Genomic DNA, 21,619 nt, shown 5'->3' with positions numbered 1-21,619 from the left:
TTAGTATTTTTGACAAAAATTATTTTACAATATGGATACGGCCTCTTTCAGTGGATTGTTAAAAACATTACTTTACATATTAGCATTCTACTACATTTTTAAGTTTTTAGTAAGATTGTTTTTACCGGTGGTGGCAAAGAAAGTAGTGGAAAAAGCGACCCAACAGTTTCAGGAACAGCAACAGCAATACCAACAACAGCAAAAAGCTCAGGCAACAAAAAATGAAAAGCCCAGAGAAAAGAAAATTGTTGGTGAGTACATCGATTTCGAAGAAATTAAGTAATTTCACTTGAAAACCTAATCCAAAAACATGAAACAACTTCAAAAGTTTTATCCTCATTTATTAGCCATTTTTGGTTTTATCCTCATAGCTCTAATTTATTTTTATCCGGTTTTGCAAGGCAAAAAAATTTACCAATCCGATATTGTTCAATACACCGGAATGGCGAAAGAACAAAACGATTTCAGAGCCGAGTTCGATGCCGAACCTTTTTGGACCAATGCGGCTTTTGGCGGAATGCCAACCTACCAATTAGGAGCTAATTATCCCAATGATTTTATCGGAAAATTAGACGATGCACTGCGATTTTTACCTCGTCCGGCCGATTATTTGTTTTTGTACTTTTTAGGGTTTTACGGCTTGTTAATGGTGTTTAGAGTCGATCCTCTAAAAGCTTTTTTTGGGGCTTTAGCCTTCGGTTTTTCTACATATTTGATTATTATTCTTGGGGTTGGGCACAATGCTAAAGCTCACGCCATTGCTTACATGCCTTTGGTAGTAGCCGGATTTATATTGGTTTTCAGAAGAAAATATTTGCACGGTGGATTATTGACTATGTTGGCTACCGCGCTAGAAATCAATGCCAATCACTTTCAAATGACGTATTACTTGCTGATTTTGTTGTTGGTTTTGGCCATTTATTTTCTCTATAAATTGTATAAGGAAAATGAATTACAATCTCTTCCCAAAATTGCCGGAACCTTTTTAGTCGCTGTGCTTTTGGCGGTTGGTGCAAATGCTTCCGGATTAATGGCTACTAAAGAGTATTCCGATTTCAGTATGCGCGGTAAAAGCGAGTTGACTTTTAATCCTGATGGTTCTAAAAATACGGAAACAGCCTCCATGTCGAAAGACTATATCACCGAATATAGCTATGGAATAGGGGAGAGTTTGAATTTGATTGCACCCCGATTGTACGGTGGCGGCAACAGCGAAAAATTAAGTACTGATTCTCATGTATACAATTATATGTTGTCTTACGGTGCCAACGAAACCGAAGCCCAAACGTTTACCGAAAATTACGCGCCAACATATTGGGGCGATCAACCTATAGTAGCAGCGCCGGCTTACATCGGTGCTATTGTTTTCTTTTTGTGTGTCTTGGCTTTGTTTCACGATAAGCGTAAAATTAAGTATGCATTTTTAGCAGGAGCCATCATCTCATTATTATTGTCTTGGGGGAAAAATTTCTCGGCTTTAACCGATTTCTTTATCGATTACGTACCGTTTTACGATAAGTTCAGAGCGGTTTCTTCCATACAAGTCATCTTGGAATTGTGTATTCCGGTTTTAGCCATTATGGGATTACAGTCCTTTTTTAAACAGGTCGATAATCAGAAGAAATCTTTGCTTTACACGGCGGCCACTTCCATCGGATTAGTGATTTTGATTTACCTTTTCAAAGGTGCTTTCTCTTTTTCGAGTGCTATCGACGGTCAAATTGCCGATATGTTGAATCAAGGTCAGGACAAAACTTTCGGTCAAGGTTTTGTTGCAGCTTTGAAGGAAGATAGAATGGACTTGTTTAAAAGCGATTTGTTGCGTTCCGGATTTTTCATGGCCATCACTTTCGGCGTATTGTGGTTTTACCTCAAAGGAAAATTGGTACAAACTACTGCCGTTGTAATTATAGGAGTTTTCATGGTAGGCGATTTGTTTTTCATCGATAAAAATTATGTGAGCAACGATGGCAAGCAATTCCGCAGCGCACGTGAAATCGACCAACCTTTTGAACCTACGGATGCGGATAATCAAATATTAAAAGATAATTCGGTCTTCAGAGTCTATGAATTGCAAGGAAGATTGCAAGGAAGAACGTCCTATTTCCACAAATCGGTTGGCGGTTACAGTGCGGTTCGTCCGCGTCGTTATGAGCAGTTGTTCAATTATCATATCGACCGACAATTGAATGATTTAGGGAAAATCATTGATCCGCAAACGATGCAGCTTACTAAGAGCATTCCGATTATGAACGCCTTGAATATTAAATACCTGTTGTTACAAACCAACGACGGCGAAAGCGTAGCGGTAACTAATCCTTTTATCAATGGTAATGCTTGGTTTGTATCCGAATTGAAGTCGGTGAATTCTGCCGATGAAGAAATGAAAGCATTAGGAAAGATTGACACTAAGCATACCGCAACTATCAGTGCTTTAGAGGAAGTTGAACTTAACTTGCCAAAATCTTTCTCAAAAGACAGTTTGGCAACAATAAAATTAGAAGAACATTTGCCAAATGTGGTTAAGTATACTTCCAATAATGCTAACGATGGTTTTGCAGTTTTCTCCGAGAACTTTTACAAAGGCTGGAAAGCGACTATCGACGGTAAAGAAACCGAGATTTATAGGGTGAATTATGTGTTGCGTGGTTTGGCCATTCCGAAAGGAAAGCATACCATCGAATTCAAGTTTGAGCCACAAGTAGTAAAAACAGGCAGTACGATTGCTTTAGTCAGTTCGATTTTGATGATTTTGGTGATTGTTGGTGTGGTTTATTTTGAACAAAAAGGAAAGAAAGAAGTATAATGTCTGAAGAAAAAAAACTATTAATCATCACTTATTATTGGCCACCGGCCGGTGGACCGGGTGTTCAACGATGGTTAAAGTTTGTCAAATACTTACCGGATTTTAACGTAAAACCCATCGTTTATATCCCAGAAAATCCTACTTATCCGATTATTGATAATGGTTTAGAAAGCGAAGTTTCGAAGCAAGCCATCATTCTGAAAAACAAAATTGTTGAACCTTATGGTTTGGCCTCTTTTTTCGGTAAAAATAAAACCCAAAAAATCAGTTCCGGAATTATCCCTCATCAAAAGAAGCAATCTTTTTTAGAGCGTTTTTTGCTTTGGGTTCGCGGTAACATTTTTATACCGGATGCTCGATTTCTTTGGGTGAAACCATCAGTGAACTATTTGAAAAAATACATCGAGGAGAACCGTATTGATACCATCGTAACTTCCGGTCCGCCGCACAGTTTGCATTTGATTGGTTTGCAACTCAAAAAAGATTTAGGTGTAACATGGTTGGCGGATTTCAGAGATCCGTGGACTACTATTGGCTATCACAAAGCTTTAAAATTGTCATCGTATGCCGAAAAAAAACACAAAGCTTTAGAGCGAGAAGTTTTAAACTCGGCCGACACCATTATTGTAACCAGTAAAACTACCAAGGCAGAGTTTGAAGTGATAACATCAAAACCAATTGCAGTTATTACCAATGGTTATGATGTGGAAAAAGTGACCAAACAGCCTTTGGATGAAAAGTTTACTTTGGCTCATATCGGTTCGTTCTTGTCGGAGCGTAATCCGAGAATACTTTGGAAAGCTTTGAAAGAATTGACAAAAGAACACAGGGATTTTGCGACCGATTTTCAGTTGAAGTTAATCGGAGCTGTAAGTCGGGAAGTGTTGGATACGATATCCGAATTTAAACTCAATGATTTTGTTCTTAATTTGGGTTATGTTTCCCATCAGGAAGCTGTGATACACCAAAGGAAATCTCAAGTTTTATTGCTCATCGAAATCGATTCCGAAGACACTAAAAGCATTATTCCGGGAAAGGTTTTTGAATATATGGTTTCGGAAAGACCTATAATTGCTATTGGTCCGGAAGGTTCTGATTTTGCCGAAATTATTACAGCCACCAATACCGGTGTTTTCTTTACCTACGACGAAAAAGAAAAGCTGAAAGAACTAATTTGGAACTATTATCAAGACTACAAGAATAAGCATTTGAAGGTTCATGCTGTTGGTTTACAGCAATACTCACGCAAGAGTTTAACCGAACAACTCGTCAAACTCCTAACTCCAAACTCCTAACTCAAAAAAATGGGTATCGTTGTCAACCAATCCATCAAAAATACAATCATTACCTACATTGGTTTTGCTATTGGTGCCGCAAATACTTTATTGATGTATCCGCACTTTTTAGGGGAGAAGTTTTATGGCTTAACCGGATATATTTTGTCATCGGCTAATATCATTTTTCCGTTGATGGCGTTTGGTGTTCACAATACTTTGGTCAAGTTTTTTACCCAATACAAAACGGAAAAAGAAAAGGGAGAATTCTTAACCTTTGTGATGATTTTGCCCTTGTTGGTACTAATTCCCATCATTACTATCGGCATTGCTTTTTATGCTGAAATTGCTTCTTTTTTATCTCGTGAAAATCCGATTATTTACGATTTTGCCTGGCAAATACCCGTGATAGGTTTGTGTATGGGGTATTTCGAAATCTTTTATGCTTGGGTAAAAGTACATATGCAATCTGTTTTTGGAAGTTTTGTCAAAGAAGTGTTGTTGCGAATTTTTGTCAGTATTTTTCTCTTTGCCGTTTACTTCGATGCCATTTCAGCCGAAACTTTTGTCGATATTTTAATGGGCATTTATTTACTGACTACTTTGGTCATGTTGTTTTATGCCAATAAAGTACAACCGATACAGTTTAGTTTTAAAATACCGCACAATTTCAGAGCCGTTTTGATGTATTCCTTGTTCATCATTCTTTCCGGAAGTATCGCCAATATGTTGCTCGATATCGATAAAACCATGATTGCGCAGTACATCAAAATCGAAAACATTGCTTATTATTCGGTGGCTATTTTTATTGCTACAGTGATTTCGGTTCCCAGTCGGGCTATGCATCAAATCACATATCCTATAACGGCCAAATTGATGACCGACGGTAAACACGACGAGTTAAACGATTTGTATAAAAAGACTTCTATTTCTTTGCAAATTGTTGGTGGATTGGTGTTAGTTGGTATTTTGGTTAATATCAATCAACTTTATTTACTCTTACCGGAAAACTATCGCGGTGGCGTTTTTGTGGTTTTTGTGATAGGAATTTCTAAATACTTCGATTTGATTTTAGGCAATAACAATGCGATTATTTTCAACTCAAAATATTACAAAGCCGTTTTGTTCCTAGGATTGTTTTTGGCGGTTCTGGCCATTTCTTTAAACGACTTTTTTATACCGCGTTACGGTATCAATGGTGCGGCCATTGCTACGCTTATCTCTATTACCTTATATAGCTTGGCCAAACTACTGTTTGTGGTTTTAAAGATGGATCTGTATCCGTTTACGCTAAAAAATATTTACGCCTTAGTCGTCGGACTGTTTTGCTTTTTTGCTTTTTATTATTGGGATTTTCCGTTTCATCCGATACTGAATATAGTTTTGAAATCTGTATTAGTTTCTTTTGTTTATGTTGGTTTGGTTTACAAAGCCAACTTGTCCTCAGAAATTAATACCGTAATCCAAAAACAATTCAAGCGGTTGTTGTCTTAATATTGATTCTTTGATTGAAGATTAAAAAAAAAAGCGTACTCAGTAGGAATACGCTTTTACTATTTTTTATAATGTTTAGTGAATAATCACTTTTTGAGTGGTCGACATTTCATTTTGAATCAGGGTTATAAAATATATCCCTTTGCATAATTCAGAGGTGTTAATTGTAGTTGATAAGTTCGAGATTTTTTGAGTGTAAATCTCTTTACCAAGGAAATCGGTTATTCTCAAATAACTATTCTCGTTAATTTGATTGGTTTCAACGGTAAATAAATCTACAGCAGGATTTGGATAGATTTTCAAAGATAGGCCGGTCTCAAATTCTTCATTATTCAAAATGGCTGTTACCTTTCTGATCTTGTGATTTCCTCTATCGGCTACAAACAATAAACCGTTAGGGTCAAAACAAATACCCATTGGTTCTGAGAATCTGGCAGCGGTCCCAGTACCATCGGCAAATCCTTGTACCGCTCCGACAAAGTTAGTTACAGCGGCGTTGGCTAAGTCTATTTTTCGAATTCGATTATTTCCGTAATCTACTACAAACATAAAATTTTGATTACTAATGGCGAAACCCATCGGGCTATTAAAGCCGGCACTTGTTCCGGTGCCATTATTAAATCCGGGAACGCCACCGGCAAAAGTAGTTACTTATCCTGTGCTGATAACTATTTTTCTGATGCGATGGTTGTTGATTTCTGCAACGTACAAATGTCCGCTGCCATCATAACAAATTCCCGATAATCCGTCAAACTGGGCTGCTTCGCCTATGCCGTCAATGGAGCCTTGAACAGAGCCGGCCAACGTAGAAACTACACCGTTAATCAAGTCGATTTTTCGAATTTTAGTGTTGATACTTTCTGTGACGTACAAATAGTTGCCTACTTGGCATATTCCAACCGGAGCATTGAATTGAGCCGTAGCTAAATCACCGTTGGCATAACCAAAATTTGATCCGGTGAGTGTAGTAACCTCTCCAGTGGCAATAACGATTTTTCGAATTTTAAAATTAAAATAATCTGCCACATACAGGTTGCCGTTGTTGTCGGTACAAATTCCGCTTGGTCCATTGAACTTAGCCGCTGTTCCGATACCATCGGCAAATCCCTCAGTAGAACCTGCCAGCGTAGTTACTGTATTGGTTGCCAGTTCGATTTTTCGGATTAAATTATTAGTATAGTCGGCAACGTACATAAAGCCGTTGTTGTCAATACAAACAGCTCTCGGGCCGTTTAATTGCGCAGCTGTTCATGCAGCATCAGTATGACCGGCTGTTGAACCGGCAATTGTTGTAACAACTTGGGCGTTACTTATTAACGACCACAAGCATAAAACGAGGTGAAGTGTAATTTTTTTCATTAGTTTGGGTATAAGTATAGATTGGGGTTTTGGTTCTGCTTTTTTGTAGTTTTTTAATTCATTCAATTGTTTTTTTATAGCTTTTAGATTACAAAATTTAATTTATTATTGTCAGTCAATACATCAAATGTAAAACAATGCTTTTACTTGAAAATCAGTTAGATGAACTTTTTCGACGGAAGGTATGTTTTGTTTCGACGAATGGCAGCGAATTTTCTTATTTTTAATGGATGCTCTTTAAAGACTTTTAAAGTTCCATAACTGTGATTATTTTAATTGACCAAGATGGTGTAAAACTTTTGAGACCTTTTATTGAATTTACCTTACATGAATTGGGTTGTTCATTTTTTTAAAATTGTATATTTATATTCTTATTCATAAAAATAATGAGAAATTATTTAAGAAAATTAAAAAATATAAATTCACAAAAATGGCACAAGTAAATCCTTATTTAGTTTTTAACGGAAATTGCGAAGAAGCTTTTCTGTTTTACCAATCTGTTTTCGGAGGTGAGTTTCCATACATGGGAAAATTTAAAGACATGCCGACAGACGAAAATTGTCCGCCGATTTCAGAGGAAGAAGCCGACAGAGTAATGCATGTTTCATTGCCCATAGGCGATACCGTTTTAATGGGAAGTGACAGCACTGCGCAGAGTGGCGCGGTAACAGTAGGTAATAACATTTCTGTATCAATCAATACAGCAAGCAGGGCAGAAGCTGATACTATTTTTAATGGATTAGCCGTAGGAGGAAACGCTTTTATGCCGATGACTAATACTTTTTGGGGTGCTTATTTCGGAATGTTGGTGGATAAATTCGGGATTAATTGGATGGTTAATTTCGATGAAAATCCATCCGTTTAAATTTATTGATTCACAAACTGTTTTACCGGTTTTTATGTGGATTTATCGATAGCTATTTGGTGTCTTTTCGACTTATCGAAACCAAAATTCCTACAGTTAAGGACAGTGCAATAAATCCTAATGAAATCCATTCAGGGAATTTATAGTAGTGAATGATTAGCATTTTGATACCTACAAAAGTCAGAATGGCAATCAAGCTGTACTCTAAATAACTGAATTTTTCCAACATATTGGCTAAAAAGAAATACATGGAGCGCAATCCTAATATGGCAAATATGTTAGAGCTAAATACCAAGAAAGGATCTGAAGTAATGGCCAGAATAGCAGGAACACTGTCTAAAGCAAACAACATGTCCATAACTTCAATAACAATTAAGGCTACAAATAAAGGAGTAGCAGCAGTAATATGTCTTCGTTTTACAAAAAAATGTTCGCCATCGGAATGACTGGTAATAGGCATTATTTTTCGAAGATTTCTGTAAACAAAGGATTTTTTCGGATTGAATTCTTCTTCCTCGCCTTTGAAAAGCATCTTAAATGCCGTGAAAATTAAAAACGCCCCGAACAAATAAGTCATCCAACTGAACTTATTAATCAAAATAACACCGAAGAATATCATCAATCCTCTGAAAACAATGGCGCCTAAAATTCCCCAAAACAAGACACGGTGTTGGTATTTCTGCGGAATTTTGAACGAAGCAAAAATCACGGCAATTACAAAAATATTGTCCACGCTCAATGACAATTCTATCAAATAACCCGTAATAAACTTCATCGAAGCTACTGTCGGAGTAAGATCTGTCGGATTGTCTATCAGTCCGTTTTTGTAAATCCAGCCTACAACAATACTGAAAATAAAAGATAAGGATACCCAAATCCCGGTCCAAATCCCGGCTTCTTTGGGTTTAATAATATGAGGGTTCTTGTTGAAAACGCCTAAATCTAAGGCTAAAAACAAAAAAATTAGGGCCAGAAAAATAATCCAAACAGTCATGATGTTTTATTAAGTTTAGTGCAAATATAGGACTTTGCTTCTTCAATGTGTAATAATTTGGGTGCTTTAAGTTTTTTTAATTTTTATTGAATGTACCCCTAAAAAAAATAGGGTTAAATAATTTTAAATTCAAAATATTAGTATATTTGCGTCAAATTAATAAGGGTTTAACCAATTAAAAGTCAATTTTATGTCAACTTTACGTTTCCAAGCATTAAAAGATGCATCAAGCAGAAAACCGATTAAATTTGAAGAAACCAATAAAAAATCGGTACTTTTCGGTTCTAATGTGTTCAATGATAAAGCTATGCGACAGTATTTAACTGCCGATGCTTACAAAGGAGTAAAAGATGCCATTCAGCACGGAACTAAAATCGACAGAAAGCTAGCCGATTATATTGCAATGGGAATGAAAGAATGGGCTATCTCTAAAGGTGTGACGCATTATACACACTGGTTTCAACCCTTGACCGGCACTACAGCGGAAAAGCATGATGCCTTCTTCGAGACTTCTTATGACGGTTCTGATCCGGTGGAAAAATTTGGTGGTGGACAATTGGTACAACAAGAACCCGATGCTTCGTCTTTCCCGAATGGTGGTATCAGAAATACGTTTGAAGCACGTGGTTATACCGCTTGGGATCCAACTTCTCCGGCTTTTATTTTTGGAACTACTTTATGTATTCCAACAGTCTTTATTTCTTATACCGGCGAAGCTTTAGATTACAAAACACCATTGTTACGCGCTTTGAATGCAGTAGATGAGGCTGCTACGGAAGTGTGTAAATATTTCGATAAAAACGTAAAAAAAGTAACCGCTACTTTAGGTTGGGAGCAAGAATATTTCTTGGTTGACAGTGCTTTGGCCAACTCAAGACCGGATTTATTGTTAACCGGAAGAACGTTGTTAGGACATACTTCCGCTAAAGGACAACAGTTAGACGATCATTATTTTGGTTCCATTCCGTCGCGCGCTTTAAACTACATGCGTGAGTTGGAGGAAGAATGTATGTTGTTAGGTATACCGGTAAAAACCCGTCACAATGAGGTAGCACCGAACCAATTCGAGTTGGCTCCGATTTTTGAAGAAACGAACCTTGCGGTAGATCACAATTCCTTACTTATGGATGTTATGTCTAAAGTTGGAGAACGTCATGATTTTAAAGTCTTATTTCACGAAAAACCATACAAAGGTGTAAACGGTTCCGGAAAGCACAATAACTGGTCTTTGGCTACTGATACCGGCGTGAATCTATTATCACCGGGTAAAACGCCAATGAGCAACTTGCAATTTTTATCTTTCTTTATCAACACTATCAAAGCGGTTCAGGAATACGAAGAATTATTGAGAGCATCTATAGCTACAGCCAGCAACGATCACAGATTGGGTGCTAACGAAGCACCGCCGGCCATTATTTCTGTTTTCATCGGAGAACAATTGACCAAAGTTTTGGCTGAATTGGAAGGTGTGTCCAAAGGTAAATTATCACCGGAAGAGAAAACTGATTTGAAGTTGAATGTAGTAGGTAAAATTCCCGATGTGATGTTGGATAATACCGATAGAAACAGAACTTCGCCTTTTGCTTTTACCGGAAACAAATTCGAATTCCGTGCCGTAGGTTCTTCAGCGAACTGTGCTAATGCCATGACAACCTTAAATTCCATTGTAGCTAAACAATTGAAAGAGTTCAAAAATGAAGTGGATGCGCTTATCGACACTAAAGGCTTGAAAAAAGACGAAGCCATCTTCAATGTGTTGAGAGAGTACATCAAAAAAACCAAAAATATTCTTTTTGAAGGTGACGGTTACAGCGATGCCTGGGAAAAAGAAGCTAAAAAAAGAGGTTTGAGCAATCATAAAACAACGCCGGCTGCTTTGAAAGCTAAAGTGTCTAAAAAAGCATTGGAATTGTTCCATGATTTGAACGTGATGAACCATGTTGAAGTGGAAGCACGTTACGAAATCGAATTGGAAGAATACACCAAAAAAATCCAAATCGAAGGCAGAGTGTTAGGCGATATCGCTCGCAATCACGTGATTCCGACAGCAATTCGTTACCAAAATACTTTAATCGAAAATGTTCGCGGTTTAAAAGAAATCTTCGGGAAAGACTTTGAGAAAATTGCCAAAGAGCAAATCTTCTTAATCAAAGAAATTTCGGCTCACATCGAAGCAATCAACTCCAATGTAGAAGCCATGACCGAAGCGCGTAAAAAGGCAAATATTTTAACCGATGCCCAAAAAATGGCCGAAGCGTATTGCGATAAAGTTAAACCTTACTTTGAAATCATCAGAGAACATTGTGATAAATTGGAGTTATTGGTAGACGACGAACTTTGGACATTAACTAAGTACAGAGAGTTGTTGTTTACAAGATAGTTTATCTTTTGAGTTTGTAAATCTTTACAATCTTATTCAGAATAAAAAACCTGCTAAAGTTAATTTAGCAGGTTTTTAAATTTTAAGATTGACCCAATGAGAAATTTATCTACAAAGGCACAACAGTGTAAGAGGCAGAGCCGTTAAAATTGATTGTCAATTCTACTCTGTAATTTTTTGGAACAGAAGCGGTATTGTTTATAGTAATACTGGTACCATCACTTTCAATACTTCCATCCGCTAGATTATCACCATGAATATTTCCTTTAGGATCATTGTAGACAAATTTAAAACGAGCATTACTATTAGCCGAAATAGAAAGATTAAAATTAAAAGTATTGGTAGCTACTGAATAGGTGCTGTTTACAGTTGTGGAAGTTAAATCGTAATCTATCACCGGACTTAACGAGGCAAGTGACAATGAAAAATTATTTAAAGGATAATCAGGGCCAAGTGGATTTACCAAACTGATTAAATAATATCCGGTAGTATCTACTAAATAACTTGCACCATTAACTTGAAGGTTATTGGATAAATTAACACCATATACAGGAGAACTTGTACTGTTGCTAGCTAAGAACTTTAATTCTGTTCCTGCTGTTAAATATTTATATCCAAATCGGTTAAGGCTTGAGTTATTAAAATTAGCCATTAACAATGCCGTTGTTGGGTTAAAGGTATTGAAAGAACCATACAGGTAGAAATTATTTGGTGTACTTGGTGAAGTTGTATTAGCAGTTGGCAAAGACAATTGTCCGCTATCGTCAACACTTAACGTATACGGAGTGCCATTAGGCGATACCAAAGTAATGCCTTCTCCGGCAGAAGTTACCAAACTATCTGCTGCCAAAGCATAAGGAACAGCCAATAATTGTGTAGTGCCAACCAAAGCGTAGTTGGTTCCGCCGGTAACATCCATTTCTACTTTCAAAAATTTGGGATTGGTTCCCCAGTTGATAGTATTGAATGTGCCTGAAACAACCGTACCCTGACCAATAGTCAAATTAAATAAACCTTGAGCAGTGGTTGTTTTAAGCTGTGTTTCAGCATATAAAACACTGCCTGTAGTCGAATTGTCTAAAATCGAAAGTTTAACTCTAACAGCTGAGTTTGCCACCGGATTTCCTGAACTGTTCAAAGCAATAGCTTGATAAGAAATCCCTTGTGGAATTTGTCCGAAAGTGACCAAAGAGATTAAAAGTACAAATAGTAATAATAGTTTTTTCATAATTGAATATTGAAATTGCAAAAAGTTATCGTTTGATTATCTTAAAGGAATTGATTTTTTTATTACGAAACTGAATCAAATATACACCAGCTTGTAAATCGTTTAAATCCAAAGAATTGCTAGCATTAACCATTTTTTTACTTACCAATTGTCCGGATAAATTAAAAATGGAAACTTCTTCATTGACTAGATTGGTGTTGGTTTTAAAAGTTACCCTAGCCGTTGTCGGATTTGGAAAAACTGTAATTTTTTCACTCAGTTCCAATTGAGGTACTTCCAGCGTTTGTTGGGTTTGTGCCAAAAGACCAATAATACCGGTGTTAGATTGACTTTGGTTTTGGGGTACAACCACTATTTCACCTATCGCAATTGATGTGCTGTTAGTAATTAAACTTCCCGAATTGACTGATTGTACTATAGATTGTGAGTTTCCGTAAAAACTCATTCCAAGTAGTGAAATTAGTATGATTCGCTTCATTATTAAAGTTTTTTTTACAAATATAGATAAATATCCTTCGGTCATACTTTATTTTTTAGGTTCGCAATACTATTTTTCAGTAAATTACGTTCAATAAAATATATGTTATCCATGTTCCGAATATTTGTCATAGTTGGTAGTTTTCTTCTTTCTATTGCTGCTTTTTCCCAAGAGCAAGTCAGTTTGTATTTCGATAGTAATAAATTCGTACTGACTAAAAAAGAGGAAAATCGGCTTAACCAATGGCTTTTGGCTAACAGTAACAATAAAATTGTAGCCATACACGGTTTTACCGATGAAGACGGAAGTACAGAGTTTAACGATACTTTGGCACAAAAAAGAGTCGATTTTATTTTCAATAAAGTAAAAGACCAAATCCAAATCCGCCCCGATTTTAAAACCTTGAGTTTGGGCGAAAAATTCAAACAGTCAGATGTTAAAGCCGAAAACCGCCGAGTGACTATCTTCTATATTTTGGAGCAAGACATCTCGAGAGAAGATGAAATTCTGGGTTTGAAAAAAGAAACTACCATTGTAGAAGAATCCAAACCGGAAATAGAATATCCCGAAAAACTGGTCTTCGAAAATCCTAACGGTACTAAAACGGAATACAAATTGAATCGCGAGTTTATGAAGCGCGTCGGGAATGCCAAATCCGGAGAAAAACTAACCATAGACAACTTGAATTTCGTGATTAATACCTTTGCAATAGTGCCGGAATCTCGCGGTAAATTGTACGAACTGTTATTAGTCTTGCAAAACAATCCGCAGCTCAAAATTGAAATTCAAGGTCATTTGTGCTGTATGCCGGTCGACCGAACCGATTTGTCTACCCAAAGAGCTAAGGCGATTTACAACTTTTTAATTACCAACGATGTTTATCGCGCCCGCTTGTCTTACAAAGGTTTCGGAAGTACTCAGCCTATTTATCCGTTGCCTGAAAAAAATGAATCGGAACGCGCTGCCAATCGTAGGGTAGAAATTCTGATTGTAGAAAATTAATATGAGAAAAATATACTGCATAGGATTACTTTTTACCTGTATTTTGGGATTTGCTCAAAAGCAATTCGAAGTATACTTCGATTTCAACAAAGATTTTCCCAATCAAAATTCAATCCTCGAACTTAACGAGTGGATTGCCAACCACAAAGACATTGAAATTACCCAATTGTTAGGCTTTTGCGACAGCATCGACACCAAAGATTACAACAAACATTTAGCAGAACGCCGCATTGCCAATGTTAAAATTTTGTTGGAAAAAAGTGGCTTAAAGTTTAGTGTAACTTTGCAGCAAATTGCCTACGGTAAAGAATTTAAGCAATCAAGAATTCAGTCTGAAAACCGTCGTGTAACCATTTTTTATAATGAAATTCCGCCCAAACTTGCCGAGAGTGAACTCGCAGTAAAAATGAAGAGTGCTAAAGCAGGCGAGGCGGTTACCTTGTCTAATCTGTATTTTTTCAATAATTCAGCACGAATTGTACCGTCATCAGAACCGGTTTTGTACGATTTGCTCTGTGCTTTACAAGACAATCCTAAGCTTAAAATTGAAATTCAAGGGCATATTTGTTGTCAAACAGAAGTCGATAAAAACGATGTCTCCACCGCTCGAGCTCGTGCCATTTACAATTATTTACTGCGTAATGGTATCGATAGAAAACGAATGAAGTTCAAAGGGTTTGGTGTTTCTAAACCCATTCACCGTATACCGGAACGCAACGAAAACGAGGCTAACGAGAACAGAAGAGTAGAGATTTTGATTTTAGAGAATTGATAAAAAATCCCAAATCCCAAATCCTAAATCCCAAATCTTAATCTTATCTTTGCGGCACAACAACTAACAACACAACATGAGTTCTGATAACAGTCAACGCTACAACCAACGCGGCGTTTCAGCTTCCAAAGAAGATGTGCACAACGCCATCAAAAACATTGATAAAGGCTTATTTCCCAAAGCTTTCTGTAAAATTGTTCCCGATTATTTAACCAACGACGACAACTATTGCTTGATTATGCATGCCGACGGTGCCGGAACCAAATCGTCTTTAGCGTATATGTATTGGAAAGAAACCGGTGATATTTCGGTATGGAAAGGCATTGCCCAAGATGCTTTAATCATGAATATTGATGACTTATTGTGTGTGGGCGCTACCGATAATATTTTGTTGTCTTCCACTATCGGAAGAAATAAAAATTTGATTCCGGCCGAAGTGATTTCTGCCATTATCAACGGAACGGAAGAATTGATAGCCGAGTTGAAATCATTCGGTGTTACCATTCATTCTACCGGAGGCGAAACGGCTGATGTGGGTGATTTGGTTCGAACCATTATAGTCGATTCTACCGTAACGGCTCGCATGAAACGTAAAGATGTGATTGATAATGCCAATATACAATCCGGCGATGTGATAGTCGGTTTGGCTTCTTTCGGTCAGTCAACCTACGAAAAAAGTTATAACGGTGGTATGGGCAGTAATGGCTTGACTTCGGCGCGACATGATGTTTTTGCCAACTATTTAGCCGAAAAATACCCGGAAAGTTTTGATGCTGCGGTGCCTAACGAATTGGTGTATTCCGGTAAAACTAAATTAACCGATGCGGTAGCAGATTCCCCAATTGATGCCGGAAAGTTAGTCTTATCGCCAACCCGAACATACGCCCCGATTATCAAAGCTATTCTCGAAAAATATACTGCAAAAGACATTCACGGTATGGTGCATTGTTCCGGTGGTGCGCAAACCAAAGTGCTGCATTTTGTGGACAATCTTCATGTAATCAAAGACAATTTATTCCCAGTACCGCCTTTGTTCAAACTAATACAGGAGAACTCCAAAACCGATTGGAAAGAGATGTACCAAGTGTTCAACTGTGGTCATCGTATGGAATTATACGTGCCGCAGGAAATTGCGGATGACATCATTTCCATTTCGGAATCTTTTGGCGTTGAAGCCAGAATTGTGGGTAGAGTAGAAGCGTCTGAAAACAAAAAACTCACTATTAAAAGTGAGTTTGGTGTGTTTGAATATTAATCGGTTTAGAGTACGTAATAGGCCAAGACTTTTTGTACTTCATAAACATTGACCGATTTGCTGAATTGTTTGGTGATGCTTGGGTTTTGCTCGCTGGAAACCCAGATTTTCAATTCCGCTTCTAAGTCGAAGGTACCGGCGGTTTCTACACTAAATCGGCTGATGGATTTGTAAGCAATGGATTTGTATTCGATTTTGCTTCCGGTTAGCCCTTGTTTTTCGACTAAAATCAATCTTTTGTTGGTAAAGATGAAAACATCGCGGATGAGTTTGAAACCCATTTCAATCTTTTCGTCATCTAAAAAAAGTTGGCCGTACTGCTTTTGTAAATCTTCCGAACTGGCTTGTCCGGCATTACCCATAAGTGCTGAAAAAAGTCCCATATAAATTGTATTTTTGTCGTGTAAAAATAGTTAAATACGTCGAATTCAATACAACATTTAACGCTTTATCCCAATCTTTCATTCAATTCAAATTTAGTAGCATTATGATTATCAATCCTAAAAACGGCATCGACCAACTTCTTTTCGGTATGAAGCAAAACCATGTGGAAGCACTTTACGGTAAGCCTTCAAAACAGTTCAAAGACGAAGACGGCAATGTGTTGTATTTGTACAATGACCAAAAGTGGAGTCTGACTTTCTATGAAGATGAAGATTTTCGATTAGGTTATATGGCTTGTTCCCATCCGGAAAGTACGGTTTTAGGGATAAATATAATTGGTAAGCCTGTAGAAGCGATTAAATCAGACTTGCCTTTTAAATCGTGGTCAACGGAAGATTTTGATTCTTTCGAAAATCATTTCAATGAAAGCAATTGGCTGATTTTACAAGCCGAATTTGGTGATGTTGTACGCGTGGAAATTGGCGCTATTATTAAAGATAACGACGAATTTGATTGGAAGTTTAAAGGATAATTTCCGAAACGTTAGATGATTTCCGCACTTAAACCAGCTTCCAATAATTGGATACACTGTGGTTTTAACTCATCGAATGGCCCGGTTTTTACCGTGCATTTTCCTTTGTAATGTACCAAAATAGCGCATTGCTCGGCTTGTTCGGAAGTGTGTTGGCATACGCGAATTAATGTATCGATAACGTGATCGAAAGTATTTACATCGTCGTTGTACAATACAATTTCGTTGTTGGTTCCGATTTGTTCTTCGACTAAAACGTCTTCTTGTATTTTTTCTATCGTGCTCATTTTTCCGGTTTCGAGTTTAAGGTTTCGGATTCGATTTTCTAAACTTGTAACGTGTAATTAATAGTGGTATTTCAGAGAGACCCAATTATTTCTTTCGAATTGCTTCACAAAGGTCAATCCTTTTTCCGTGCAACTGGCATCAATAAACGGAATGTCTTCCGTATAAAAACCACTCAATAACAATAGACCGTCTTTATTCAAACAATTCACATATTGTTGCATATCGTTTAACAAGATATTGCGATTGATGTTGGCGATGATTAAGTCGTATTTTTTGCCTTTCAACAATTCAGCATCGCCTTCATAAACCGTGATTTCTTTACAATGATTGCGCTCTGCATTTTCGATGGAATTCAAATAACACCAATTGTCGATGTCGATCGCGTCAATAGGTTTAGCACCTTTCATTTCGGCTAAGATGGCTAAAATGGCCGTTCCGCAACCCATGTCAAGTGTTTTCATTCCGGCTACATCGGTTTCCAATAAATGTTGGATCATCATGTGTGTGGTTTCGTGATGACCGGTTCCGAAACTCATTTTCGGTTCGATTACAATATCGAATTCGGCATCGGTTTTCGGGTGAAATGGTGCGCGTACATGACATTTACCATCAACATCAATGGGTTCAAAGTTTTTTTCCCATTCTTCGTTCCAATTCACTTGGTCGATTTCCTCTATGGTGTAAGAGATTTTAAATTCCGGGGAAGTCAGCAAATAAATATCTTCTAAAATATCTTCCGTCCACAAATCTTTTTGAATGTAAGCACTAAAACCATCTTCGGTTTCGATGAAACTTTCAAACGGTTTTTCACCTAATTCGGCAATTAAGATTTCGGAACCTGTTTCTTTAGGTTCAATGGTAAAATGATATCCAAGATAGCTATTTGACATGAGTGTAATTTTTGACAAAGGTAATTATCCGAAAGCTTTATAGAAAGCATTTGTCAAAAAGAAATTTAGTCCATTTTTACGACGCTTTTTAGGTTTGCATCTTGCAATTCATCGGGTGCGACGGTAAAGACCATTAACTTTTTGTATCTTTTATCGTTGCTGTCGTACATGTAGGTCATGGTGTTTTCTTTGGGATTGTAAATCAAGCGCGCTCTAATTAATTTAGATTGAATAGACCATGCTCCTTCATTTTCGCTGTCTTTGGTAAAGTTGTAGATGGAGCCGTGATGAAGGCGAACCAAACCATTATCAACCATGCTGATTACGATATAGCCGTTAGATTTGGAACCTATTTCACGAATGTCAATGACTGAATGCTCATATTCTGTTTCTATCAATTCGTATTTTTGGAAATCGGTATTCCAAACATAATATTTTCTCGAATCGGATTGGAAACGCTTTTGAGTATCGACTTGTGCGTGTAGGTTAGCTATACAAGTCAATAAGAAAACAATGATTAGTTTTGATTTCATGGTAATATTGTTTGATTTGTGACGTGGTAAATATAAAACTTAAAATCGACAAAATACAAATAAAACCGATAAAATGCAGTTTTCATCAATTTATTATAAAAAAAGCCTTTCAAATTAATGAAAGGCTTCAATTGTTTTTAGGTTGGTGTAATTAGATGCTGCTAACAATAGCAGCAAAATCGGATGCTTTTAATGCGGCACCACCAATGAGTCCGCCGTCAACATCGGGTTTGGAAAAAATTTCTCGTGCATTTTCCGGTTTTACGCTACCGCCATATAGGATTGAAACTTCTTCAGCAATAGTACTTCCGAATCTTTTTCTAATAGTTTCTCTGATAAACTCGTGCATTTCTTGCGCTTGTTCCGGCGAAGCGGTTTCTCCGGTGCCGATAGCCCAAACCGGTTCGTAAGCCAAAATGATTTTTTCCCAATCGTTATTTTCAATATGGAATAATCCATCGCGCAATTGGTTTTCTACTACGTTAAAATGTTGGTTGTTTTGGCGGTCTTTCAACTCTTCCCCGAAGCAAAAAATCACCGTCATGTCGTGTTTTAAAGCTGTTGTTACTTTTTGAGCCAAAATGGTGTCGGTTTCATGAAAGTAAGCTCTTCTTTCGGAATGGCCTAAAATAACGATGTTTACACCAACACTTTTAAGCATATCGGCCGAAACTTCTCCGGTGTAAGCTCCGTTTTCATTTTGATGCATATTTTGAGCCGCTACAGCAATATTGGTAAATTCCAAATGATCAACTGCAGAAGCTAAGTTGATAAACGTTGGTGCTACTATAATTTGTGCGTCAATATCTTGAGGAAGTTTGTCGATTAAATCGTTTAATAAATCTTCGGTCTCTTCCGCATTTTTATTCATTTTCCAGTTTCCGGCAACAATTTTTTGTCTCATTATTCTAGGGTTTTTAAAGTAGCATTAATCGATTCAAAGTCGGTTTCTATGGCGCGATAAGTTACGATTTTTCCATTCTTGTCTAAGATGATATATCTCGGAATCCAATCTACGTCAATCGACTTGCCGAATTCTCCTTTCATACCGTCGGTTACCCAATAATGGTCGCCTTTGAGCTCATGTTTGTCTATTCCGGCCAACCATTTGTCGTAGGCTTTGTCCATAGAAATGAATACATAATTCACATTGGGATTATTGGTTTGCATTTCTTTTACCTTCGGCATGGCTTTAACGCAGTCGCCACACCAGGAAGCCCAAATTTCAATCACGGTAACATTACCTTTGTTTTTTTTTAGAATGTCTTTAAAGGAAACTTGACTGTTATCGGTTTGTACTAGTTTTTTGGTCATAGTTTCTTTCGAAAATTCTTTAACTTGGGCATTGGAGCAAGATAAACTGGCTATAGCCGATAATATAAAAACAGCAATTTTTTTCATGGTTCAATTTTTAACTATTCGAGTTGATTTTTTCTTTAGGATTCTTTAAAAAAACGATTTTGTGTTTGCGGCGTTTGCTTTCTCTTCTTTTCTTTCTTTTTCTTTTGTCATAAAGATATTTTAAGATAAGTACCACGCCCAAAAACGCTACTGCCATAAGCGTACTGCCTATAAGAATGTGGATAGTATGGCCCAAAGGAGGCTCTTCTAAGGTAGCTATATAATTCAAAAAATAATAGCCTACACCAAAGACAATAACGCTCAAAAGGATTCCCCAAAGTGCTTTTTCATTGTCTTTTTTTGACATGATGTATTTGATCATAAAGTGGTATTTAGTGTCAAAAAATCAATTGGTTCTCAAAAAAAATTAGCCTAAATGATTCCGTTCTGTTGAGTCAAGACCAATAACAGAGCGTTTTATTTAAAAACTTTTCGTAATTCATAGTTTATAGCTTACTCAACAACAACGAATTAAGCAGCGGAATTCGCCATAACAATGGTATAAAAATATTAAAATAAATTTGAGTTTTGATATTCCCAAACATAATAAGCTGCTGAACAGTTCTTATTTTTTCAATTCAGAATAAGGTTTGTTGATAAGTGTTTCAAAATCAACGATGTCAAATTTATTATCGGTGATGCCCCAGTAGTATTTGTATTCGTTACCATTCCACAAATATTTGATACCCGGAGTATCTTTGCCCGAGCCAAGTACTTTCCAAAACGGAATCACTTCAATAATTTTATACGGATATTCGGCACCGGCGTATTTGAAGAAATTCGGAATCAAATCGGCTTCTTCATTCATGAAAATAATGGAGATTTCCGGAAAATCTTTGGTTTTCTTACGCAATTCGGTTAATTCTTTAGCGGCATCTCTGCAATGATCGCAACCCGGAACGAAGAAACAGAGTGTTTTACGTCCTTTGTCGATGTGTGAAAAATACTGAGCGTAACCCGATTTGTGTTTTGGTGGTTCGTTTACTGCTGCAGTTACTTCCGGTTTTTTTTCTTCCGTTTTTTTAACGCTGTCTTTTACTATGATTGGCGTGGCGGTTGTGTCAACGGGTGTTGCTGTTATGGTGTCTGTTACAGTTTCTTCCGGTTCCGAAACCGTAAATTCACTTTCAATAGGTTGGATAGGCGCTAGCATGAACAACGCTAAAATAGACGCTAAGGTTACCGAAGTCAGCAACCAAAAATCATGTCCTTTCTCGTTATTTTTCGGCATGATGAACAATAGCCATACCAATAACCCCATGGCAGCGACGTTTTTCAATATGGCCTCGATAGGTGTCATTGGTAACAAACTTCCGAAGCAACCGCAGTTGCCCGAATTTCCGCCGTTTTGAATGGTTTCTATCGTTAAATGAGCCGTAAAAACAAACAATAACAATATCGTGGCCGGAATGATAAGGCTTCGTAAAAAGTTCTTCTGTAAGATTAAAAAGCCCAGCGCCAATTCAATACCAATCAGCACTCTGGAAAAGTATGGCGCAAATCCTTCTGAAAATCCCATTGGATACAATTGTTTGACTTCAAAAGTGGAAATGGCAAAATAAGGCGACGGATACAGTTTGGCTACAGCCGAAAGTAAAAACAAAAACGAAATTACAATTCGAATTCCCCAAGCGATGTTGTTTTTTGATGTATTCATTTTTAAAATTTCTAAGGTTAGAATGTA

23 protein-coding genes and 1 pseudogene are annotated in these 21,619 nt (G+C 37.2%); 10 read left to right on the top strand and 14 right to left on the bottom strand.

Features of this window, described 5'->3' with window-relative positions; all coding sequences use genetic code 11:
- Positions 1–31: 31 nt before the first annotated feature.
- Genes Q0M21_RS08570 through Q0M21_RS08555 form a run of 4 tightly spaced genes read left to right on the top strand, consistent with a single transcriptional unit; the run spans position 32 to position 5,574 of the window.
- A complete protein-coding gene (locus Q0M21_RS08570) occupies positions 32–283 on the top strand; it encodes a DUF4834 domain-containing protein (RefSeq protein ID WP_295337077.1) in 252 nt (83 codons plus the stop codon).
- Positions 284–310: 27 nt separating this feature from the next.
- Positions 311–2,806 carry a YfhO family protein gene (locus Q0M21_RS08565; RefSeq protein WP_295337075.1) on the top strand — a complete coding sequence of 832 codons (2,496 nt, stop codon included), beginning with the start codon at positions 311–313 and terminating at the stop codon, positions 2,804–2,806.
- Entirely contained in the window at positions 2,806–4,101 is a 1,296-nt protein-coding gene (locus Q0M21_RS08560) for a glycosyltransferase family 4 protein (protein ID WP_295337072.1), read from the top strand. Before Q0M21_RS08565 ends, Q0M21_RS08560 begins: the two co-directional genes overlap by 1 nt.
- Positions 4,102–4,110: 9 nt before the next feature.
- Positions 4,111–5,574 carry a lipopolysaccharide biosynthesis protein gene (locus Q0M21_RS08555; RefSeq protein ID WP_295337070.1) on the top strand — a complete coding sequence of 488 codons (1,464 nt, stop codon included), beginning with the start codon at positions 4,111–4,113 and terminating at the stop codon, positions 5,572–5,574.
- A gap of 75 nt (positions 5,575–5,649) precedes the next feature.
- On the opposite strand, the gene Q0M21_RS08550 is transcribed toward Q0M21_RS08555, so the two are convergent.
- From Q0M21_RS08550 to Q0M21_RS12360, 3 genes and pseudogenes are all read right to left on the bottom strand, one after another.
- Entirely contained in the window at positions 5,650–6,123 is a 474-nt protein-coding gene (locus Q0M21_RS08550) for a T9SS type A sorting domain-containing protein (protein WP_295337067.1), read from the bottom strand.
- 102 nt (positions 6,124–6,225) lie between these two features.
- Complete coding sequence (locus tag Q0M21_RS08545) at positions 6,226–6,768, bottom strand: hypothetical protein (RefSeq protein ID WP_295337065.1); 543 nt, start codon at positions 6,766–6,768, stop codon at positions 6,226–6,228.
- A pseudogene (locus Q0M21_RS12360) lies at positions 6,742–6,798 on the bottom strand (hypothetical protein); the annotation flags it as partial. The gene Q0M21_RS08545 and the pseudogene Q0M21_RS12360, both read right to left, overlap by 27 nt.
- 565 nt (positions 6,799–7,363) lie before the next feature.
- Here Q0M21_RS12360 and Q0M21_RS08540 point away from each other — a divergent pair.
- Positions 7,364–7,798 (top strand): VOC family protein, encoded by a 435-nt coding sequence (locus Q0M21_RS08540; RefSeq protein ID WP_295337062.1) that lies wholly within the window; start codon positions 7,364–7,366, stop codon positions 7,796–7,798.
- A gap of 52 nt (positions 7,799–7,850) precedes the next feature.
- Here Q0M21_RS08540 and Q0M21_RS08535 read toward each other — a convergent pair whose 3' ends face one another.
- Complete coding sequence (locus Q0M21_RS08535) at positions 7,851–8,792, bottom strand: TerC family protein (protein ID WP_295337059.1); 942 nt, start codon at positions 8,790–8,792, stop codon at positions 7,851–7,853.
- A gap of 190 nt (positions 8,793–8,982) precedes the next feature.
- On the opposite strand from Q0M21_RS08535, the gene Q0M21_RS08530 reads away from it, so the two are divergent.
- Complete coding sequence (locus Q0M21_RS08530; RefSeq protein WP_295337055.1) at positions 8,983–11,172, top strand: glutamine synthetase III; 2,190 nt, start codon at positions 8,983–8,985, stop codon at positions 11,170–11,172.
- Positions 11,173–11,281: 109 nt separating this feature from the next.
- On the opposite strand, the gene Q0M21_RS08525 is transcribed toward Q0M21_RS08530, so the two are convergent.
- A complete protein-coding gene (locus Q0M21_RS08525; RefSeq protein WP_295337052.1) occupies positions 11,282–12,400 on the bottom strand; it encodes a hypothetical protein in 1,119 nt (372 codons plus the stop codon).
- Between the two features lie 25 nt (positions 12,401–12,425).
- A complete protein-coding gene (locus Q0M21_RS08520) occupies positions 12,426–12,878 on the bottom strand; it encodes a T9SS type A sorting domain-containing protein (RefSeq protein ID WP_295337050.1) in 453 nt (150 codons plus the stop codon).
- Between the two features lie 111 nt (positions 12,879–12,989).
- Here Q0M21_RS08520 and Q0M21_RS08515 point away from each other — a divergent pair, with 111 nt between their 5' ends.
- From Q0M21_RS08515 to Q0M21_RS08505, 3 genes are all read left to right on the top strand, one after another.
- Positions 12,990–13,880: an OmpA family protein gene (locus Q0M21_RS08515; RefSeq protein WP_295337048.1), complete on the top strand. Its 891-nt coding sequence runs from the start codon at positions 12,990–12,992 to the stop codon at positions 13,878–13,880.
- A gap of 1 nt (position 13,881) precedes the next feature.
- Positions 13,882–14,652, top strand: coding sequence for an OmpA family protein (locus Q0M21_RS08510; RefSeq protein WP_295337046.1), 771 nt, complete (start codon positions 13,882–13,884; stop codon positions 14,650–14,652).
- Between the two features lie 76 nt (positions 14,653–14,728).
- A complete protein-coding gene (locus Q0M21_RS08505; protein WP_295337043.1) occupies positions 14,729–15,907 on the top strand; it encodes an AIR synthase related protein in 1,179 nt (392 codons plus the stop codon).
- Between the two features lie 5 nt (positions 15,908–15,912).
- Here the strand turns inward: Q0M21_RS08505 and Q0M21_RS08500 are convergent, their stop codons facing one another.
- Complete coding sequence (locus Q0M21_RS08500) at positions 15,913–16,290, bottom strand: PH domain-containing protein (RefSeq protein ID WP_295337040.1); 378 nt, start codon at positions 16,288–16,290, stop codon at positions 15,913–15,915.
- 104 nt (positions 16,291–16,394) lie between these two features.
- Here Q0M21_RS08500 and Q0M21_RS08495 point away from each other — a divergent pair, with 104 nt between their 5' ends.
- The gene (locus Q0M21_RS08495) at positions 16,395–16,823 is read left to right on the top strand and encodes a hypothetical protein (RefSeq protein ID WP_295337037.1); all 429 of its coding nucleotides are present in this window, start codon (positions 16,395–16,397) and stop codon (positions 16,821–16,823) included.
- An 11-nt stretch (positions 16,824–16,834) separates the two neighbouring features.
- On the opposite strand, the gene Q0M21_RS08490 is transcribed toward Q0M21_RS08495, so the two are convergent.
- From Q0M21_RS08490 to Q0M21_RS08460, 7 genes are all read right to left on the bottom strand, one after another.
- Positions 16,835–17,110 carry an ATP-dependent Clp protease adaptor ClpS gene (locus tag Q0M21_RS08490; protein ID WP_295337035.1) on the bottom strand — a complete coding sequence of 92 codons (276 nt, stop codon included), beginning with the start codon at positions 17,108–17,110 and terminating at the stop codon, positions 16,835–16,837.
- A 57-nt stretch (positions 17,111–17,167) separates the two neighbouring features.
- Complete coding sequence (gene prmA, locus Q0M21_RS08485; protein WP_295337033.1) at positions 17,168–18,001, bottom strand: 50S ribosomal protein L11 methyltransferase; 834 nt, start codon at positions 17,999–18,001, stop codon at positions 17,168–17,170.
- Positions 18,002–18,066: 65 nt separating this feature from the next.
- The gene (locus Q0M21_RS08480) at positions 18,067–18,534 is read right to left on the bottom strand and encodes a hypothetical protein (RefSeq protein WP_295337031.1); all 468 of its coding nucleotides are present in this window, start codon (positions 18,532–18,534) and stop codon (positions 18,067–18,069) included.
- Between the two features lie 151 nt (positions 18,535–18,685).
- Entirely contained in the window at positions 18,686–19,438 is a 753-nt protein-coding gene (gene tpiA, locus Q0M21_RS08475; protein ID WP_295337028.1) for a triose-phosphate isomerase, read from the bottom strand.
- Positions 19,438–19,935 (bottom strand): TlpA disulfide reductase family protein, encoded by a 498-nt coding sequence (locus tag Q0M21_RS08470; protein WP_295337025.1) that lies wholly within the window; start codon positions 19,933–19,935, stop codon positions 19,438–19,440. The genes tpiA and Q0M21_RS08470 overlap by 1 nt, the downstream gene beginning before the upstream one ends.
- Positions 19,936–19,945: 10 nt before the next feature.
- A complete protein-coding gene (locus tag Q0M21_RS08465; RefSeq protein WP_295337023.1) occupies positions 19,946–20,257 on the bottom strand; it encodes a hypothetical protein in 312 nt (103 codons plus the stop codon).
- A 243-nt stretch (positions 20,258–20,500) separates the two neighbouring features.
- A complete protein-coding gene (locus Q0M21_RS08460; protein ID WP_295337020.1) occupies positions 20,501–21,592 on the bottom strand; it encodes a MauE/DoxX family redox-associated membrane protein in 1,092 nt (363 codons plus the stop codon).
- Between the last annotated feature and the right edge of the window lie 27 nt (positions 21,593–21,619).

It is taken from the genome of Flavobacterium sp., from assembly GCF_024710485.1.
GTDB lineage: Bacteria > Bacteroidota > Bacteroidia > Flavobacteriales > Flavobacteriaceae > Flavobacterium.
The sequence above is the reverse complement of the archived record's forward strand: the minus strand, read 5'-3'. Positions and strand labels throughout refer to the sequence as shown.

What these genes read in the sequence shown, in the direction of transcription:
- Q0M21_RS08570 (WP_295337077.1), top strand. Translation starts at nt 32, where the DNA reads ATGGATACGGCCTCTTTCAGTGGATTGTTAAAAACATTACTTTACATA.
- Q0M21_RS08565 (WP_295337075.1), top strand. Translation starts at nt 311, where the DNA reads ATGAAACAACTTCAAAAGTTTTATCCTCATTTATTAGCCATTTTTGGT.
- Q0M21_RS08560 (WP_295337072.1), top strand. Translation starts at nt 2,806, where the DNA reads ATGTCTGAAGAAAAAAAACTATTAATCATCACTTATTATTGGCCACCG.
- Q0M21_RS08555 (WP_295337070.1), top strand. Translation starts at nt 4,111, where the DNA reads ATGGGTATCGTTGTCAACCAATCCATCAAAAATACAATCATTACCTAC.
- Q0M21_RS08550 (WP_295337067.1), bottom strand. Translation starts at nt 6,123, where the DNA reads ATGTTTGTAGTAGATTACGGAAATAATCGAATTCGAAAAATAGACTTA.
- Q0M21_RS08545 (WP_295337065.1), bottom strand. Translation starts at nt 6,768, where the DNA reads ATGTACGTTGCCGACTATACTAATAATTTAATCCGAAAAATCGAACTG.
- Q0M21_RS08540 (WP_295337062.1), top strand. Translation starts at nt 7,364, where the DNA reads ATGGCACAAGTAAATCCTTATTTAGTTTTTAACGGAAATTGCGAAGAA.
- Q0M21_RS08535 (WP_295337059.1), bottom strand. Translation starts at nt 8,792, where the DNA reads ATGACTGTTTGGATTATTTTTCTGGCCCTAATTTTTTTGTTTTTAGCC.
- Q0M21_RS08530 (WP_295337055.1), top strand. Translation starts at nt 8,983, where the DNA reads ATGTCAACTTTACGTTTCCAAGCATTAAAAGATGCATCAAGCAGAAAA.
- Q0M21_RS08525 (WP_295337052.1), bottom strand. Translation starts at nt 12,400, where the DNA reads ATGAAAAAACTATTATTACTATTTGTACTTTTAATCTCTTTGGTCACT.
- Q0M21_RS08520 (WP_295337050.1), bottom strand. Translation starts at nt 12,878, where the DNA reads ATGAAGCGAATCATACTAATTTCACTACTTGGAATGAGTTTTTACGGA.
- Q0M21_RS08515 (WP_295337048.1), top strand. Translation starts at nt 12,990, where the DNA reads ATGTTCCGAATATTTGTCATAGTTGGTAGTTTTCTTCTTTCTATTGCT.
- Q0M21_RS08510 (WP_295337046.1), top strand. Translation starts at nt 13,882, where the DNA reads ATGAGAAAAATATACTGCATAGGATTACTTTTTACCTGTATTTTGGGA.
- Q0M21_RS08505 (WP_295337043.1), top strand. Translation starts at nt 14,729, where the DNA reads ATGAGTTCTGATAACAGTCAACGCTACAACCAACGCGGCGTTTCAGCT.
- Q0M21_RS08500 (WP_295337040.1), bottom strand. Translation starts at nt 16,290, where the DNA reads ATGGGACTTTTTTCAGCACTTATGGGTAATGCCGGACAAGCCAGTTCG.
- Q0M21_RS08495 (WP_295337037.1), top strand. Translation starts at nt 16,395, where the DNA reads ATGATTATCAATCCTAAAAACGGCATCGACCAACTTCTTTTCGGTATG.
- Q0M21_RS08490 (WP_295337035.1), bottom strand. Translation starts at nt 17,110, where the DNA reads ATGAGCACGATAGAAAAAATACAAGAAGACGTTTTAGTCGAAGAACAA.
- prmA (WP_295337033.1), bottom strand. Translation starts at nt 18,001, where the DNA reads ATGTCAAATAGCTATCTTGGATATCATTTTACCATTGAACCTAAAGAA.
- Q0M21_RS08480 (WP_295337031.1), bottom strand. Translation starts at nt 18,534, where the DNA reads ATGAAATCAAAACTAATCATTGTTTTCTTATTGACTTGTATAGCTAAC.
- tpiA (WP_295337028.1), bottom strand. Translation starts at nt 19,438, where the DNA reads ATGAGACAAAAAATTGTTGCCGGAAACTGGAAAATGAATAAAAATGCG.
- Q0M21_RS08470 (WP_295337025.1), bottom strand. Translation starts at nt 19,935, where the DNA reads ATGAAAAAAATTGCTGTTTTTATATTATCGGCTATAGCCAGTTTATCT.
- Q0M21_RS08465 (WP_295337023.1), bottom strand. Translation starts at nt 20,257, where the DNA reads ATGATCAAATACATCATGTCAAAAAAAGACAATGAAAAAGCACTTTGG.
- Q0M21_RS08460 (WP_295337020.1), bottom strand. Translation starts at nt 21,592, where the DNA reads ATGAATACATCAAAAAACAACATCGCTTGGGGAATTCGAATTGTAATT.